The 15,781-nt window shown below is 31.7% G+C and carries 15 protein-coding genes and 1 pseudogene; 12 read left to right on the forward strand and 4 right to left on the reverse strand.

Translation table 11 applies throughout. The features are described from left to right. The first annotated feature begins 237 nt into the window (after positions 1 to 237). From norA to CD121_RS03445, 10 genes are all read left to right on the forward strand, one after another. A complete protein-coding gene (gene norA / locus CD121_RS03400; RefSeq protein WP_017637345.1) occupies positions 238 to 1,398 on the forward strand; it encodes a multidrug efflux MFS transporter NorA in 1,161 nt (386 codons plus the stop codon). 358 nt (positions 1,399 to 1,756) lie between these two features. Continuing rightward, complete coding sequence (locus CD121_RS03405) at positions 1,757 to 2,239, forward strand: hypothetical protein (RefSeq protein WP_029056450.1); 483 nt, start codon at positions 1,757 to 1,759, stop codon at positions 2,237 to 2,239. A gap of 107 nt (positions 2,240 to 2,346) precedes the next feature. Next, positions 2,347 to 2,829 carry a Cys-tRNA(Pro) deacylase gene (gene ybaK, locus CD121_RS03410; RefSeq protein ID WP_017637343.1) on the forward strand — a complete coding sequence of 161 codons (483 nt, stop codon included), beginning with the start codon at positions 2,347 to 2,349 and terminating at the stop codon, positions 2,827 to 2,829. Between the two features lie 185 nt (positions 2,830 to 3,014). After that, entirely contained in the window at positions 3,015 to 3,773 is a 759-nt protein-coding gene (locus tag CD121_RS03415; protein ID WP_126567449.1) for a DeoR/GlpR family DNA-binding transcription regulator, read from the forward strand. After that, positions 3,770 to 4,690 (forward strand): 1-phosphofructokinase, encoded by a 921-nt coding sequence (pfkB, locus tag CD121_RS03420; protein ID WP_017637341.1) that lies wholly within the window; start codon positions 3,770 to 3,772, stop codon positions 4,688 to 4,690. The genes CD121_RS03415 and pfkB overlap by 4 nt, the downstream gene beginning before the upstream one ends. A gap of 5 nt (positions 4,691 to 4,695) precedes the next feature. Next, positions 4,696 to 6,660: a PTS fructose transporter subunit IIABC gene (locus CD121_RS03425; RefSeq protein ID WP_046466440.1), complete on the forward strand. Its 1,965-nt coding sequence runs from the start codon at positions 4,696 to 4,698 to the stop codon at positions 6,658 to 6,660. A 139-nt stretch (positions 6,661 to 6,799) separates the two neighbouring features. Further along, entirely contained in the window at positions 6,800 to 7,975 is a 1,176-nt protein-coding gene (gene nagA / locus CD121_RS03430; protein ID WP_126567470.1) for an N-acetylglucosamine-6-phosphate deacetylase, read from the forward strand. A 249-nt stretch (positions 7,976 to 8,224) separates the two neighbouring features. Then, the gene (locus tag CD121_RS03435) at positions 8,225 to 9,574 is read left to right on the forward strand and encodes a hemolysin family protein (protein WP_017637338.1); all 1,350 of its coding nucleotides are present in this window, start codon (positions 8,225 to 8,227) and stop codon (positions 9,572 to 9,574) included. Positions 9,575 to 9,700: 126 nt separating this feature from the next. Next, entirely contained in the window at positions 9,701 to 10,543 is an 843-nt protein-coding gene (locus tag CD121_RS03440; protein WP_126567450.1) for an aldo/keto reductase, read from the forward strand. Positions 10,544 to 10,703: 160 nt separating this feature from the next. Beyond that, a complete protein-coding gene (locus tag CD121_RS03445; protein WP_126567451.1) occupies positions 10,704 to 11,810 on the forward strand; it encodes a glycosyltransferase family 2 protein in 1,107 nt (368 codons plus the stop codon). 119 nt (positions 11,811 to 11,929) lie between these two features. On the opposite strand, the gene CD121_RS03450 is transcribed toward CD121_RS03445, so the two are convergent. The 4 genes from CD121_RS03450 to queC all read right to left on the reverse strand — a co-directional run bounded on the left by CD121_RS03450 (position 11,930) and on the right by queC (position 14,424). Next, positions 11,930 to 12,514 (reverse strand): hypothetical protein, encoded by a 585-nt coding sequence (locus CD121_RS03450; RefSeq protein WP_029056457.1) that lies wholly within the window; start codon positions 12,512 to 12,514, stop codon positions 11,930 to 11,932. Between the two features lie 103 nt (positions 12,515 to 12,617). Then, positions 12,618 to 13,331, reverse strand: coding sequence for a 7-carboxy-7-deazaguanine synthase QueE (gene queE, locus CD121_RS03455; protein ID WP_126567452.1), 714 nt, complete (start codon positions 13,329 to 13,331; stop codon positions 12,618 to 12,620). After that, positions 13,331 to 13,750: a 6-carboxytetrahydropterin synthase QueD gene (queD, locus tag CD121_RS03460; protein WP_126567453.1), complete on the reverse strand. Its 420-nt coding sequence runs from the start codon at positions 13,748 to 13,750 to the stop codon at positions 13,331 to 13,333. The genes queE and queD overlap by 1 nt, the downstream gene beginning before the upstream one ends. Positions 13,751 to 13,752: 2 nt before the next feature. After that, on the reverse strand, positions 13,753 to 14,424 hold the full coding sequence (gene queC / locus CD121_RS03465; RefSeq protein ID WP_017637526.1) for a 7-cyano-7-deazaguanine synthase QueC: 672 nt from the start codon (positions 14,422 to 14,424) through the stop codon (positions 13,753 to 13,755). Between the two features lie 409 nt (positions 14,425 to 14,833). Here queC and CD121_RS03470 point away from each other — a divergent pair, with 409 nt between their 5' ends. Then, positions 14,834 to 15,427 (forward strand): anthranilate synthase component II, encoded by a 594-nt coding sequence (locus tag CD121_RS03470; RefSeq protein WP_126567454.1) that lies wholly within the window; start codon positions 14,834 to 14,836, stop codon positions 15,425 to 15,427. Then, a pseudogene (locus tag CD121_RS12345) lies at positions 15,411 to 15,781 on the forward strand (aminodeoxychorismate synthase component I); the annotation flags it as partial. The gene CD121_RS03470 and the pseudogene CD121_RS12345, both read left to right, overlap by 17 nt.

Consider the following 15,781-nt stretch of genomic DNA (forward strand, 5'->3'; position numbering starts at 1 on the left):
TATCGCTATGAGCAACAGTAATCAACTAAAAGAGTATGAAAGTTAAATATTTATTATAGTAAAATAAGATTGGAATTAAATGATTACATTATTAAAACGCCTTACTGTTAATTTTTTTGAAAATGTATTACAATGAACGGACTTTTAAAACATATCTTTCATGTATAATAAGAATTTATTTAAACGAATCATGTCATATTAAGTAAGTTATGCATTGTTAGAGAGGGGGACACCATTATGAGAAAACAATTATTTACACTCTACTTTAATATATTTCTAATATTCTTAGGAATTGGACTGGTTATTCCAGTACTACCTGTTTATCTTAAAGATTTAGGGTTAAAAGGTAGCGATTTAGGTATACTAGTTGCTGTGTTTGCATTAGCGCAAATGATTATTTCACCTTTTGGTGGTGGATTAGCAGACAAATTAGGAAAAAAATTAATTATATGTATAGGTCTAGTCTTATTTTCAATTTCTGAATTTATGTTTGCGATGGGTCATTCATTTTCAATCCTAATTATTTCACGTGTTTTAGGTGGACTAAGTGCAGGTATGGTTATGCCGGGTGTTACTGGTCTTATTGCCGATATTTCACCATCGCAAGATAAAGCAAAAAACTTTGGTTATATGTCTGCGATTATTAACTCCGGTTTTATCTTAGGACCTGGTTTTGGGGGCTTTTTAGCAGAGATTTCACATAGATTGCCTTTCTACTTTGCAGGTGGTCTAGGTATTATCGCATTTATTATGTCATTGATTGTTATTCACAATCCGAAAAAAGTCACAACTGCTGGTTTCCCACAATATGATCCAGAATTATTAACTAAAATTAATTGGAAAGTTTTCTTAACACCAGTAATTCTAACGTTAGTGCTTGCATTCGGATTATCAGCATTTGAAACACTATTTTCACTTTATACATCAGACAAAATAGGTTACACACCAAAAGATATTTCAATTGCAATCACAGGTGGCGGTATCTTTGGCGCACTATTCCAAGTTTTCTTCTTTGATAAATTCATGAAGTATACTAGTGAGTTAAACTTTATAGCTTGGTCATTATTATATTCAGCAATCGTTCTAGTGATGCTTATTGTTGCACAAGGTTATTGGACTATAATGCTAATTAGTTTCATTGTTTTTATAGGATTTGACATGATTAGACCGGCTATTACAAATTATTTTTCAAATATAGCAGGTAATCGTCAAGGATTTGCAGGCGGACTCAATTCAACATTTACAAGTATGGGGAATTTTATGGGACCATTAGTAGCTGGTGCCTTATTTGATGTGAACATAGAATTTCCTTTATATATGGCAATAGCTGTATCATTAAGTGGTATTGTCATTATATTTATTGAAAAAGTAGTTAGAAAAAATATCACTCAAAAGTAAATTTTAAAATGATAGCTGTTCATTGTACTTTTTAACGTACGTGAACAGCTTTTTTGATAAATTGATATTTATGAAAACATAGCACCTTTTTAAAACAGTAAAACTTTTTTAAATTTTTGATATAGTATTCGAACAATTAGAAACTAAAGAAATAAATTTTGATGTAAAAAATAGATTAAAATAAAGAATCAAATCAAGTTATTTCGTTTTTTAATGATTTTATGTAACAAAAATAACAACTTTAGTAATAATACTGTTACAAATATTACAATCTATTTAAATTGTGACCTACATAACTGAAATTGAATATGACTATGTTAAGATAGACAAAAATCAATTAAGAAATGTGGGTAAGGGGATGAATTTGAAAAACTTATTATTGAGTATATTTGCAGTTATTTTGACTATTTGTTTAATTGGTTTAATATTTTTAGCAACGAATCAAAACGCATTAGCTAAAGTACATCAAACCATTTGTACATTTTCAAAAGCAAATAAACTTTCTGTTATAGAGAAAACAACTCAAATAACTGACTTTAAAACAGCCAAAGCTTCTGAAAAAAATGACAATAATAATAACGATGTAAAACATCAAAAGACTACATATGTAAAAAAAGACAATCATAGATTATCAGAAACTGACTTTACGCCAAGAGAACGCAAAGTTATTGCAATTAATTATGCAAATAAACATTTAGATGAACAATACGATTTAAAACAAGTTAATCAACAACAACAAGATTCAAAGTATTTATATGTGAATCAACAGAAAAATCAACAAACAAATATCTCAGTGAATGGTAATGGTCAAGTAGGGGCAAATCATTCAGACATACAATAGCACGTACTTTTTTAAAAAGAGTATGTGTTATTTTTTGCGTTTACAATATATAACTTATTAGTGGTAAAATGAAATGCGATTAGTAAAGTAATATTAGAGGTGACATAATGAGTAAAACGAAAAAAACGAATGCAATGCGAATGTTAGATAGAGCGAAAGTTAACTATAAAACTAATATATTTGAAGTGACTGCAGAACACCAAACAGGTGAACAAATAGCCAAACTTGTTAATGCTAAAGTAGAAGAAGTATATAAAACACTTGTATTAGAAAATGCCAACCATAATCATTTTGTATTTGTCATACCAGTAAATGAAACGTTAGACATGAAACAGGCTGCCCACGTTGTAAACGAGAAAAAGTTAAATTTGATGCCTTTAGATCAATTGAAGCAAGTTACTGGATATATTCGAGGTGGTTGTTCACCTATAGGAATGAAACATTTATTTCCTACTGTTATAGATCAATCTATACGACAACTCGATAAAGTATACGTAAGTGGTGGACAAAGAGGTATGCAAATGATTATAGGGGTGGAAGACTTAATTTCTATGACAAATGCAAAAGTAGAGCCAATCATCCAAAATTAATAAAAACAAATATAAAATGATAATAATGACACAGAAATATGTTGTAATAAGTTGAATTTTGACGATTACATATATTTCTGTGTTATTTTTGTCACAATATGATTGTTTTTGATTGATTTTGACAATTTATGATTGAAATTTGTAAGCGTACTCATTATAATGATAAGTGAAATGGGGTGGTTACTTTGATATCTGAGAAACGACACAACTTAATTTTACAAGAATTAAAGAATAAAGATTTTCTTACACTCCAAGAATTAATGGATAGAACAGGTTGTAGTTCTTCTACTATTAGAAGAGATTTATCAAAGTTACAACAAGAAGGGAAATTACAACGTATCCACGGTGGTGCGACGATTGGTCATAATCGAATAGTAGAACCAAGATTAAAAGAAAAATTAACGCAAAACTCACAAGAGAAAAAAGAAATTGCTAGACAAGCTGCGCAACAAATTAGTGATAATGACTGTATATTTTTAGATGCAGGTTCAACAACGTTAGAAATGATACCTTACATAGATGCAAAAGAAATCATCGTTGTAACAAATGGTTTAACACACGTTGAACAGTTACTTAAAAAAGGCTTTAAAACGTTAATGTTGGGTGGTCAAGTTAAGGCGAATACTTTTGCTACTGTTGGATCTAGCGCTTTAGAAACTTTGAGACGTTATTGCTTTGATAAGTCTTTCATCGGAATGAATGGTATAGATGAGAAATATGGATTAACGACACCTGATGAACAAGAAGCATTAATAAAAGAAACTGCGATGCGACTTTCTAATGAAAGCTTTGTCGTTGTAGATGAAACTAAGTTCAATCAAGTTTATTTTGCTAGGGTTCCAGCACGTGACAATACTCAAATCATTACGTCTAAACGTGGCATTGAAAACCATGTCAATGATGATTTTAGAAAGCAATATCGATTTTTAGGAGGAATTTTATGATATATACAGTTACATTCAATCCATCGATAGACTATGTCATGTTTGTAGATGACTTCCAAATAGATGGATTAAATAGAGCTAAAGATACAAATAAATTTGCAGGTGGCAAAGGTATTAATGTATCTAGAGTATTAAAGACTTTAGATGTTGATTCTACTGCATTAGGTTTTGCAGGTGGATTTCCAGGTGACTTTATCGCTCAGACACTAAAAGATAGTGATATCCAAACTGATTTCGTTCAAGTAGATGAAGATACACGCATTAACGTTAAGTTAAAAACTGGCAAAGAAACAGAAATAAATGCACAAGGACCTAACGTAACAGATGCTCAATTTCAATCACTATTAGATCAAATTAAGAAAACAAACAAAGAAGATATTGTTATCGTAGCAGGAAGTGTACCGAAAAGTATTCCAAGTGACGCCTACGCACAAATTGCGAAAATCACTCAACAAACTGGTGCTCAATTAGTAGTAGATGCAGAAAAAGAATTAGTTGAAACGGTTTTAGAATATAATCCATTATTTATAAAACCGAATAAAGACGAACTTGAAGTTATGTTTAATACTTCAATTAAAAATGACGAGGACGTCATTAAATACGGTAAACAAATTTTAGATAAAGGTGCACAGTCAGTGATTGTTTCACTAGGCGGGGACGGTGCAATTTATGTAGATAGCGAACGTAGTATTAAAGCAGTTAACCCTCAAGGGAAAGTAGTTAATACTGTTGGTTCAGGTGATAGTACTGTTGCTGGGATGGTAGCAGGTTTGGCTACAGGATTATCAATAGAAGATGCATTTAAACAAGCCGTTGCTTCAGGAACAGCTACAGCATTTGACGCAGATTTAGCTACAAAAGATGCAATAGAAAATATAAAATCACAAGTTACGATTTCTGTACTTGATGGGGAGTGAATAATATGAGAATAACAGAATTATTGACAAAAGAAACGATAGCAATGGATTTATCTTCATCAGATAAAAATGGTGTTATTGATGAGTTAGTGAATCAACTAGATAAAGCTGGCAAATTAAGTGATGTACCATCATTTAAAGAAGCCATTCATAATCGTGAATCTCAAAGTACAACAGGAATTGGTGAAGGGATTGCCATTCCACATGCGAAAGTTGCAGCGGTTAAATCGCCAGCAATCGCATTTGGTAAATCTAAGGAAGGCGTGGATTATCAAAGTTTAGATATGCAACCTGCACACCTATTCTTTATGATTGCCGCTCCTGAAGGTGGGGCACAAACGCATTTAGATGCTTTGGCTAAATTGTCTGGTATTTTAATGGATGAAAACGTACGTGAAAAATTAATCAATGCCTCTTCACCAGAAGAAGTATTACAAATTATCGATAATGCTGATGATGAAGCTACAAAAGAAGAAGAAGCAGAAGCACAACAAAATGAAGCTGAAGCGGCTGCAGCAGCTGATGGTTCAACAGAAGATAATGAACCATATGTACTTGCAGTAACAGCTTGTCCAACAGGTATCGCTCATACTTATATGGCTCGTGACGCATTGAAAAAACAAGCTGAGAAAATGGGCATAAAAATTAAAGTTGAAACGAATGGTTCTAGTGGTATTAAAAACCATTTAACTGAAAAAGATATTGAAAAAGCTTCTGGTGTTATTGTAGCAGCAGACGTACATGTTGAAACTGACCGTTTCGATGGTAAAAATGTAGTAGAAGTACCAGTAGCAGATGGTATTAAACGTCCAGAAGAATTAATTAACACAGCATTAGATACTAGTCGTAAACCATTTGTTGCCCGCGGAGATAGATCATCAAGTAACAAAGATGATAATGAAGAAAAATTAAGTCCAGGAAAAGCGTTTTATAAACACTTAATGAATGGTGTTTCTAACATGCTACCATTAGTTATTGCTGGTGGTATCATCATGGCTATCGTGTTTATTATTGGACCTAACTCATTTGATCCAAAGAGCGCTGAACACAATGCTTTTGCAGAACAACTATGGAATATTGGTAAAAACAGTGCCTTTGCTTTAATTATTCCAGTATTAGCAGGTTTCATTGCTCGTAGTATTGCAGATAAGCCAGGATTTGCAGCTGGTTTAGTCGGTGGTATGTTAGCTATTTCAGGTGATTCAGGCTTTATTGGCGGTATTATTGCAGGTTTCTTAGCAGGTTACTTAACACAAGGTATTAAATATATTACACGTAATTTACCTCAAGCATTAGAAGGTTTAAAACCAACGTTAATTTATCCATTACTATCTGTACTTGTAACTGGATTGCTAATGATTTATGTATTTAATCCACCAGCTTCATGGTTGAACAATTTATTATTAAACGGATTAAATGGTCTTTCAGGTTCAAACATTATGTTACTTGGTTTAGTTATTGGTGCAATGATGGCCATCGATATGGGTGGACCTTTCAATAAAGCAGCATATGTATTCGCAACTGCTGCACTTACTGAAGGAAATGCAGCACCGATTACAGCAGCTATGATAGGTGGTATGATTCCACCATTAGCAATTGCAACTGCTATGCTATTATTTAGAAAGAAATTTACTAAAGAACAAAGAGGTTCAATTGTTCCTAACTATGTAATGGGCGCATCATTCATCACTGAAGGCGCTATACCATTTGCAGCAGCTGACCCAATTCGAGTTATTCCATCTATGATGATTGGTTCAGGCATAAGTGGTGCTATAGCATTAGCTTTAGGTTCAAGAATTAATGCCCCACATGGTGGTATCTTTGTTATTGCAACAACTGATTTCAGTCATATTTTACAAACATTATTAGCTATTGTGATTGGTACAATCATTTCTGCTCTAATCTACGGTTTCTTAAAACCAAAATTAACTGAAAATGAAATTGAAGCTTCAAAAGCTATGGATGAATAATAGATTCAAGCCCTTGTCGTTAATTCGACAAGGGTATTTTATTTTTAATAACTTTATTGAACTGTATGATATGAATAAATTTAAAGGTTATAGTAAAATAACAATCGTATTAAATGAATTAGAAAAGAAGGTATTAGTAGTGGAAGAATATATCATTGTGAATGGGCAAATATATACTGAAAGCCAAAAAATTGAACAAGGTTATATACATATTAAAGATGGAAAAATATTAGAAATTGGTTCGAATTATAATATAGAGAGATTAAATGAACTTAAAGGAATTTACCCTACAATAGACGCTAAAGGACATCATGTTATTCCAGGATTTATCGATATACACATTCATGGTGGATATGGTGAAGATGCTATGGATGCGTCACAAGAGGGCTTGAAACATCTAGCCGAACAGTTATTATCAGAAGGAACGACGTCATTTTTAGCGACAACGATGACACAATCAGATGAAAGTATTAAACAAGCACTACAAAATATATCTAATTATCATCAAATTCAAGACGTACAACAAGCCGCTGAAATCGTAGGCATACATCTTGAAGGACCATTTATATCTGAACATAAAGTTGGCGCTCAGCATCCCAAATATGTTCAAAGACCAACGGCTGATAAAATAAACCAGTTTCAACAAACTGCAAATCAATTAATTAAAATTATAACCTTTGCACCAGAAGTTGAAGGTGCAATAGACACTTTAAAATCGCTCAATAATGACATTATATTTTCAATGGGACATACTGTGGCGACTTTTGAAGAAGCAAACAATGCTGTTGATTATGGTGCTAAACACATTACACATTTATATAATGCTGCAACTGGTTTTGGTCATAGAGATCCAGGTGTTTTTGGTGCAGCTTGGTTAAATCAAAATTTAAATACTGAAATTATTGTAGATGGTATTCATTCCCATCCTGCTGCAGTAGCATTGGCATATAAAAATAAAGGTAATGAACATTTATATCTCATTACAGATGCTATGAGAGCAAAAGGTATGCCAGAAGGTGAATACGATTTAGGTGGTCAAAACGTCATTGTACGTAATAGTGAAGCACGACTAGATACAGGTGCACTTGCAGGTAGTATTTTAAAAATGAATGATGGTTTACGTAACATAATGTCATACACTGGCGCTTCAATCAAAGATTTATGGCGAGTAACAAGTTGGAACCAAGCAAAAGCATTAGGAATAGATCGAACAAAAGGTAGTATTAAAGAAGGAAAAGATGCAGATATAGTTATCGTTGACGATAATATCAATGTAAAGACAACAATTAAAAATGGACAGCCACATACATTTTAGTCATAATGAATAACTTGACTAAAAGGGGATATTAGTTTTAAATGTTATGTTGTAAATCTATAAACATAAATCAACAATATATATAAATTCTATGATAGAATTAAATCAATTACATTTTTTTAGGGGGTGTCGCAATGGGAAGGCCTTAGCATGTAAATATAATTCAAGTCAATTCGAAAATTTTAATTACGTGTTAACCATGTGTGACACATATAATACGGAGGTGAATCCCTAGAAATAGGGAAATAATTGGAAACTACGACCATAATTAGTTTAATAGTATTTTTTCTTTTAATTGCATTAACTACAGTATTTGTCGGATCTGAATTTGCATTAGTTAAAGTAAGATCGACGCGTATTGAACAATTGGCAGAGGAAGGTAATAGTGGTGCTAAAGTCGTTAAAAAGATGATTAGCAACTTAGATTATTATTTATCTGCTTGTCAATTAGGTATAACAGTAACTTCATTAGGATTAGGTTGGTTAGGTGAACCAACATTTGATAAATTATTACATCCATTATTTGAATTAATGCACTTACCTAGTGCTTTAACAACAACAGTTTCATTTGTTATTGCGTTTATAGTAGTAACATATTTACACGTTGTACTGGGTGAACTTGCGCCTAAGTCATTTGCCATTCAGCATACTGAGAAAATGGCTTTACTTTATGCTAGACCATTATATTATTTCGGTAATGTTATGAAACCATTAATTTGGTTAATGAATGGTTCAGCGAGAGTTATCATTAGAATGTTTGGCGTAGATCCTGATGCTCAAACTGATGCAATGTCAGAAGAAGAAATTAAGATTATAATTAATAACAGTTATAATGGTGGAGAAATCAACCAAACAGAGCTTGCATATATGCAAAATATCTTTTCTTTTGATGAAAGACAAGCTAAAGATATTATGGTACCCCGAACTCAAATGATTACATTGAATGAACCATTTAATGTAGACGAGCTTTTAGAAACGATTAAAGAATATCAATTTACACGTTACCCTATCACTGAAGATGGCGATAAAGACCATGTCAAAGGGTTTATAAACGTTAAAGAATTTTTAACTGAATATGCTTCAGGTAAAACGATTAAGATTGCTAACTATATCCATGAATTACCTATGATCTCAGAGACGACGCGCATCAGTGATGCACTAGTAAGAATGCAACGTGAACATGTTCATATTAGTTTAATTATTGATGAATATGGTGGTACGGCAGGTATTTTAACTATGGAAGATATTTTAGAAGAAATCGTCGGTGAAATCAGAGATGAATTTGACGATGATGAAGTAAATGATATCGTTAAATTAGAGGATAATAAATATCAAATTAATGGTCGTGTACTACTAGATGATCTAAATGAAAAATTTGGTATAGAATTCGAAGACTCTGAAGATATTGATACTATAGGCGGATGGTTACAATCTGAAAATACAAACTTACAAAAAGATGACTTTGTTGATACTGAGTATGATCGTTGGATTATTTCTGAAATAGAAAACCACCAAATTATTTGGGTAACTTTAAAGTATGAATATAACCAAGAACGTCCAACTTACGATATCAATTCAGAAGATGAACAATCTGAATAATAATATAAATAATCAAAAGACGCTTAAACTTCAATGTTTAAGCGTCTTTACTTACGTGTAATATATTATGGTATACAAATTCTTACTAACGTGAACAACTAGATTAAGAGAAAGAGTGGGATATTAATGACAATTAATGATACGCAATACTTAAATAATGGTTATCCTATGCCTTCAATTGGATTAGGTGTGTATAAAATAACTGATGACGAAATGAATGAAGTGGTCAATTCAGCAATTGAAGCAGGCTATCGTGCTTTTGATACGGCATATTTCTATGGTAACGAGCAAGCGCTCGGCCGTGCACTTAGTCAAACTGATGTTGACAGAGAAGATTTATTTATTACCTCTAAATTATGGAATGATTACCAAGGTTATGACAGTACGATTCGATATTTTAACAAATCGTTAGAAAATCTAGGATTAGATTATTTAGATTTGTTTTTAATTCATTGGCCTTGCGAAGACAATGACTTGTTCATTGAATCTTATAAAGCATTAGAAACGTTATACCATGAAGGAAAAGTCAAAGCAATTGGTGTTTGTAATTTTAAACAACATCATTTAGAAAAATTAATGCAGGAAACTGATATTACACCTCAAATTAATCAAATCGAATTACATCCGTATTTTAACCAACATGAATTACAACAATATTGTGATGATCACGATATTAAAGTCACTGCGTGGATGCCATTAATGAGAAATAGAGGTTTATTAGATGATCCAGTAATTTTAGATATGGCTAAAAGATATAAGAAAACACCTGCACAAATTGTGCTTCGTTGGCATTTAGCACATAATCGAATGATTATTCCTAAGTCTAAGACGCCAAGTCGTATTAAAGAAAACTATGATATCTTAGATTTTAATCTTGAACTTACAGATGTAGCTCAAATCGATAGCTTAAACCAAAATGCTAGACAAGGTAAAGATCCAGATGAAGTAGCTATAGGAGATTTAAAATAAATGTATTGAGTTTTAAGTAAAAATTTAATGATAGAAAGAGAGTATGAGTAACATTAAGGCGATATTAAGATTTTGTAAATACAAGGGCTTTAACTAGATTAACTTATTTACTACTTGATAAACTTATACTAAACCATTTTGTAGAAAAGGATGTCGTTGAATGAAGATAAGGGTCATCATTCCTTGTTTTAACGAAGGAGAAGTCGTATTAAAGACATATGAAAAATTGACTGAAATAATGAAACAAGACAGCGTGGATAAGCAATACGAATACGATTTGCTATTCATAGATGATGGCAGTAAAGATTCAACTATTGATCATCTACAAAGTCTGGCACTTGAAGATCATCAAGTAAAATATATTTCGTTTAGTAGAAATTTTGGTAAGGAAGCTGCTATGATTGCTGGTTATCAATACAGTCATAGTTGTGACGCAGTTATAATGATAGATGCAGACCTTCAACATCCACCTCAATTTATTCCACAAATGATTGAAGGATATAACGAAGGTTATGATCAAGTAATTGCTAAGCGTGATCGTAAAGGTGAAAATTTTGCGAGAAAATCAATGACTCGCATGTACTATAAGTTAATTAACGCCTTTGTAGAAGATATCCAATTTGAAGACGGTGTAGGAGACTTTAGGCTATTAAGTAAACGTGCAGTACAGTCACTTACATCTATGGATGAATATAATCGTTTTTCAAAAGGGTTATTTGAATGGATTGGTTATAATACGAAAGTGTTCACATATCAAAATGTAGAACGTGAAGCAGGTGAATCAAAATGGTCATTTGCTAAATTACTTAACTACGGAATTGATGGTTTAATTTCATTTAATAATAAACCATTGAGAATGATGATTTATCTTGGAATGTTCACATTTTCTTTAAGTGTTCTTTATATCGTATATTTACTAATCAATATAATAATTTCTGGTGTTAATATACCTGGTTACTTCACTACTATTGCAGCGATTTTACTATTAGGTGGTATTCAGTTGATGTCGATTGGTGTCATTGGTGAATATATAGGACGTATCTACTATGAAGTGAAACGCCGACCTAAATATATAGTTCAAGCTACGAATATAGAACCTGATCAAGAATCAGAAGCACATAACACAAATGATAATTTAAAAACTACTGAAGCTAAAAAAGAACAAACACATCACTATAATCAAATTAAAAGATTAGATTTAAATAGACAACAAACGTCATACCAATCTTCACAAAATAACGAAAAATATAAAGAGCATGTACATTAAATAAACTCACAAGTATAGGGATATCACTTATACTTGTGAGTTTTTAATATTGTGGCTGAGACTTTAATGATTTTATAATTGAATAAATAAAAAAAGTAACATTTATAAGTTGATAAATGTTACTTAAATATATGTTGCCAGATGATAAACAACATGAATAGTACATATATAATAGTAAATACATACCAAAATGGTGTAAGTATCATCATAGCAATAAACGCAATCATAATTATAATTGTACCAATTGTAAGTGGGTATTTAATAGATTTTAAAAATGGTAAATATTCAAGTTCTGATGATTCGAACGTACCTACAAATAATAAAATGGCACCAATAAGAAAAATTGCAGGTGCTAAATATGGTAATGACATGTAGAGTGACTGTTCACTTGATATATTTGTAATAAACTGAGATAAACTCACTACAATTGCAAATATCATTGCGATAAATTTTTGATCTTTTATGATAAAAGGATGAATTTTTTTGTTTAAATAGAGTTGTAATAATGCCCATGCAATTAACAAAATCATCGTATAGATTGATATGAAATTATATTTTGACACGATAAACAAATCAATAATGGCATTAAGAGAAATAGCTATTAATATGGAGCTAAATCTAAGTTGTTTAAATTGGTGAAAATATAAATCAAGTCCGACTATGAGCAATACTACGGCAATATTAATTAATAAATATAAAATCATGATGTGCTCCTATCCGCAATATTTCATTCAATTATTATATCAATTAATATAAAGTTAATCATTATATAACACTCGAAAATGTTAAAGTTATATTAACTAAATTTTAAACACCCTTCATATTACTCCATAATAAAGTATGCAATTGAGGTAATACGTAAACATTGTTCATATCACTACTTGTCATTACACGGTCTACTAAACTTTCATAGCGTTGTAGTAATTTGGCAGTATGGTTATCAACATTATCATCTAAATACGGGTTGCCTACTTGTAAATAGAAAGGAATAGTAGGGTAACGATGATGAATCATTTTAGCAAAATCAAAATCATCTTCCTCAAAGATGACCACTTTTAAATTTAATGATTCAGGCACGCATTGCTTAATAACGCTATCTAAAATATCTAAATTAGGTTTCATTTTTGAACTTGGTGGTTTAGGGCTGATAGTTAAATCATTGATTTGAGTCATCCAAGGTTGGAATTTACTACCTTGAGTTTCTAGAGCAGTTTGAATATGATGTGTTTCGAATAGATCAACCAATTCTTGAATTCCTTTTATAAGAGCGGGATTACCACCAGAAATCGTTACATGGTTAAAGTTATCTCCACCAACTTCACGTAATTTGGCATATGTTTCTTCAGCAGTCATTAATTGAATATCTTCTTTTGCGCTTCCATCCCAAGTAAAGGCTGAATCACACCAACTACAACGATAATCACAACCTGCAGTGCGTACAAACATTGTTTTTCTACCTATAACACGACCCTCTCCTTGAATGGTTGGACCAAAGACTTCTAATACAGGTATTTTAGCCATTATTGCTCATCCTTAGGACGAAATACGACATAACTTGTAGGCGTCTCGCGCAAGTATACTTGAACGCACTTAGGATTATTATCTTGTTCATTAAGGTATGATTGAACCATTTGATAAATTGTTTGAGCGACAATTTCAGTAGAAGGACTTTTGCCTTTGAACTCTACTAAATCATTAAGTAAATAATGGTCGAACTGTCCATGAATCAATTGTTTTAAATCGCTGAAATTCACTAAAAAGCCATTGTGATCTAATTCATCTCCAACGATAGTAATATTTACAAAATACGTATGACCATGGGTACGCATACATTTTCCAGCATCTTCGCTTGGAATATAATGAGCTGCTGAAAAGTTAAAATCTTTATTAAGTTCGAATTGATATGGGTGACTAACACTAGGATAAATTTGTTGTATCATACTTATTTTACTCCTTTTTGTTCAAGATATTGTTCAAGCCCTCGTGATCTAAGTTGACAGGCAGGACATTCGCCACAGCCATCTCCAATAATACCGTTATAACATGTTAATGTATTTTCACGAATGTAATCTAACACACCAAGGTTATCAGCAAGTTCCCATGTTTGTGCTTTATCTAACCACATTAAAGGCGTGTGAATAACGAAATCACGATCCATTGATAAACTTAAAGTCACATTCATTGATTTAATAAAACTATCACGACAATCAGGATAACCAGAGAAATCAGTTTCACAAACTCCGGTAATAATATGTTTAGCTTTAATTTGATAAGCTAATGCGCCAGCAAATGATAAGAATAATAAATTACGTGCTGGTACAAAGGTGTTTGGAATACCATCTTCTGTCTCTTCGATTTTTAAATCATGTTGTGTTAAGGCATTAGGTGTTAGCTGAGATAAAAGTGACATATCTAAAATGTGATGTTCTACATTTTGCTCTTGTGCAATTTTTTTAGCCACTTCAATTTCAGTATCATGTCTTTGACCATAATTGAATGTAACAAGTACAACTTCCTTAAAATGTTTTTTTGCATAGAATAAACACGTCGTACTGTCTTGACCACCACTGAAAACGACGATAGCTTTGTTATTATCTAATTTGTCTTGAACCATTCATATTTCCCCCCAGTTTATCTTTGGTTATTAGATCCGAAATTTTAAGCATAAAAAAAGCCTATCTCTATAAAAAAGATAGACGAAAGATTATGAATACACATATAATTTTAATATAAAAAGTTAAAAAGATATGTCTATTTATAATTTGAAATTAAATTCAGTGTCTAGTTTTTTATAGAGGGTTTCGGCTAGGAACCTCTGATAAATATATTTTGTACGCACCATAGAATAAACTAATTCATATGTAAAATCAAGAGAATTTTTGTGATAATAGTGTTAAAGATATATATAAGTCAGTTACAATAAGTAGTTTAATAGCAAGCATGACACGTTTTTACAATAAGTCATGCACCTAACTGTGATTTAATGAAATGATTGAATAATATTAATTAAATGGAGCGAAATTATGATAGTAGTGATAGATAATAAAGATTCATTTACATATAATTTAATAAACTATTTTAAAATAGCTACTAAGGAACCAATTAAAGTCATTGACATAGATGATTTAATATTAGAAGAGTTAGTTGCATTTAACCCCAATGCCATTGTTATTTCACCAGGGCCTGGAAGACCAAGTGATTACCCCAAATTGTATAAGGTGATTGAAACATTTTATCAACAAGTTCCTATATTAGGAGTGTGTCTAGGTTTTCAAGTTGTTTATGAATATTTTGGTGGTAAGATTGTACATCGCAATAATCCGATACATGGTCATACTACAAAACTCAGTCATCAACAATTAGGTATTTTCAAGGGTATACCTCATTCGTTCAATGTTATGCTGTACCATTCTCTTATGGCAGATAAAGAAACGTTACCAAATGAATTAAAAGTCACAGCAATAGGCGAAGATGGTGTTATTATGGGCTTGCAACATCAAAAGTATTCAATCTTTGCAGTACAGTATCATCCTGAATCAATTTTAAGTGAGCATGGTTATAATCAAATTCAAAATTTCCTTGAAATCGTAGGTGAGAACAGTGAATATAGAATTTAATTATCGCTATTATATAGATGAAGACAAATATGAAACCTATCACATTCAATTAAATGATTATCACAAGAAATGTATTGCTACTCAGTTAAGTGAAGTTGGCAAAGTTGTACAATTTGCTGAAACACAACAGCAACAAGGTTATTTTGTGGCTTTATATTTAACATATGAAGCGGCACGTTATTTTAATCCTCAAATGGCTGTATGTGAAATAGAAGATAAAGATATATTAGCGGTTGCCTATAGTTTCAATTCAGCAAAAGAATTACAATATAAATCACCCAATAGTACACCATACGATAATCAACATGATTTTCAATTTGTAGAATCTAAACATCAAATGAAAGAGAAAATTCG

Source organism: Staphylococcus pasteuri (assembly GCF_003970495.1).
Classification (GTDB): domain Bacteria; phylum Bacillota; class Bacilli; order Staphylococcales; family Staphylococcaceae; genus Staphylococcus; species Staphylococcus pasteuri.

Excerpts from the sequence above, each read along its gene's own strand:
- norA (WP_017637345.1), top strand. The coding sequence starts at position 238 with ATGAGAAAACAATTATTTACACTCTACTTTAATATATTTCTAATATTC.
- CD121_RS03405 (WP_029056450.1), top strand. The coding sequence starts at position 1,757 with ATGAATTTGAAAAACTTATTATTGAGTATATTTGCAGTTATTTTGACT.
- ybaK (WP_017637343.1), top strand. The coding sequence starts at position 2,347 with ATGAGTAAAACGAAAAAAACGAATGCAATGCGAATGTTAGATAGAGCG.
- pfkB (WP_017637341.1), top strand. The coding sequence starts at position 3,770 with ATGATATATACAGTTACATTCAATCCATCGATAGACTATGTCATGTTT.
- CD121_RS03425 (WP_046466440.1), top strand. The coding sequence starts at position 4,696 with ATGAGAATAACAGAATTATTGACAAAAGAAACGATAGCAATGGATTTA.
- CD121_RS03440 (WP_126567450.1), top strand. The coding sequence starts at position 9,701 with ATGACAATTAATGATACGCAATACTTAAATAATGGTTATCCTATGCCT.
- CD121_RS03445 (WP_126567451.1), top strand. The coding sequence starts at position 10,704 with ATGAAGATAAGGGTCATCATTCCTTGTTTTAACGAAGGAGAAGTCGTA.
- CD121_RS03450 (WP_029056457.1), bottom strand. The coding sequence starts at position 12,514 with ATGATTTTATATTTATTAATTAATATTGCCGTAGTATTGCTCATAGTC.
- queE (WP_126567452.1), bottom strand. The coding sequence starts at position 13,331 with ATGGCTAAAATACCTGTATTAGAAGTCTTTGGTCCAACCATTCAAGGA.
- queD (WP_126567453.1), bottom strand. The coding sequence starts at position 13,750 with ATGATACAACAAATTTATCCTAGTGTTAGTCACCCATATCAATTCGAA.
- queC (WP_017637526.1), bottom strand. The coding sequence starts at position 14,424 with ATGGTTCAAGACAAATTAGATAATAACAAAGCTATCGTCGTTTTCAGT.
- CD121_RS03470 (WP_126567454.1), top strand. The coding sequence starts at position 14,834 with ATGATAGTAGTGATAGATAATAAAGATTCATTTACATATAATTTAATA.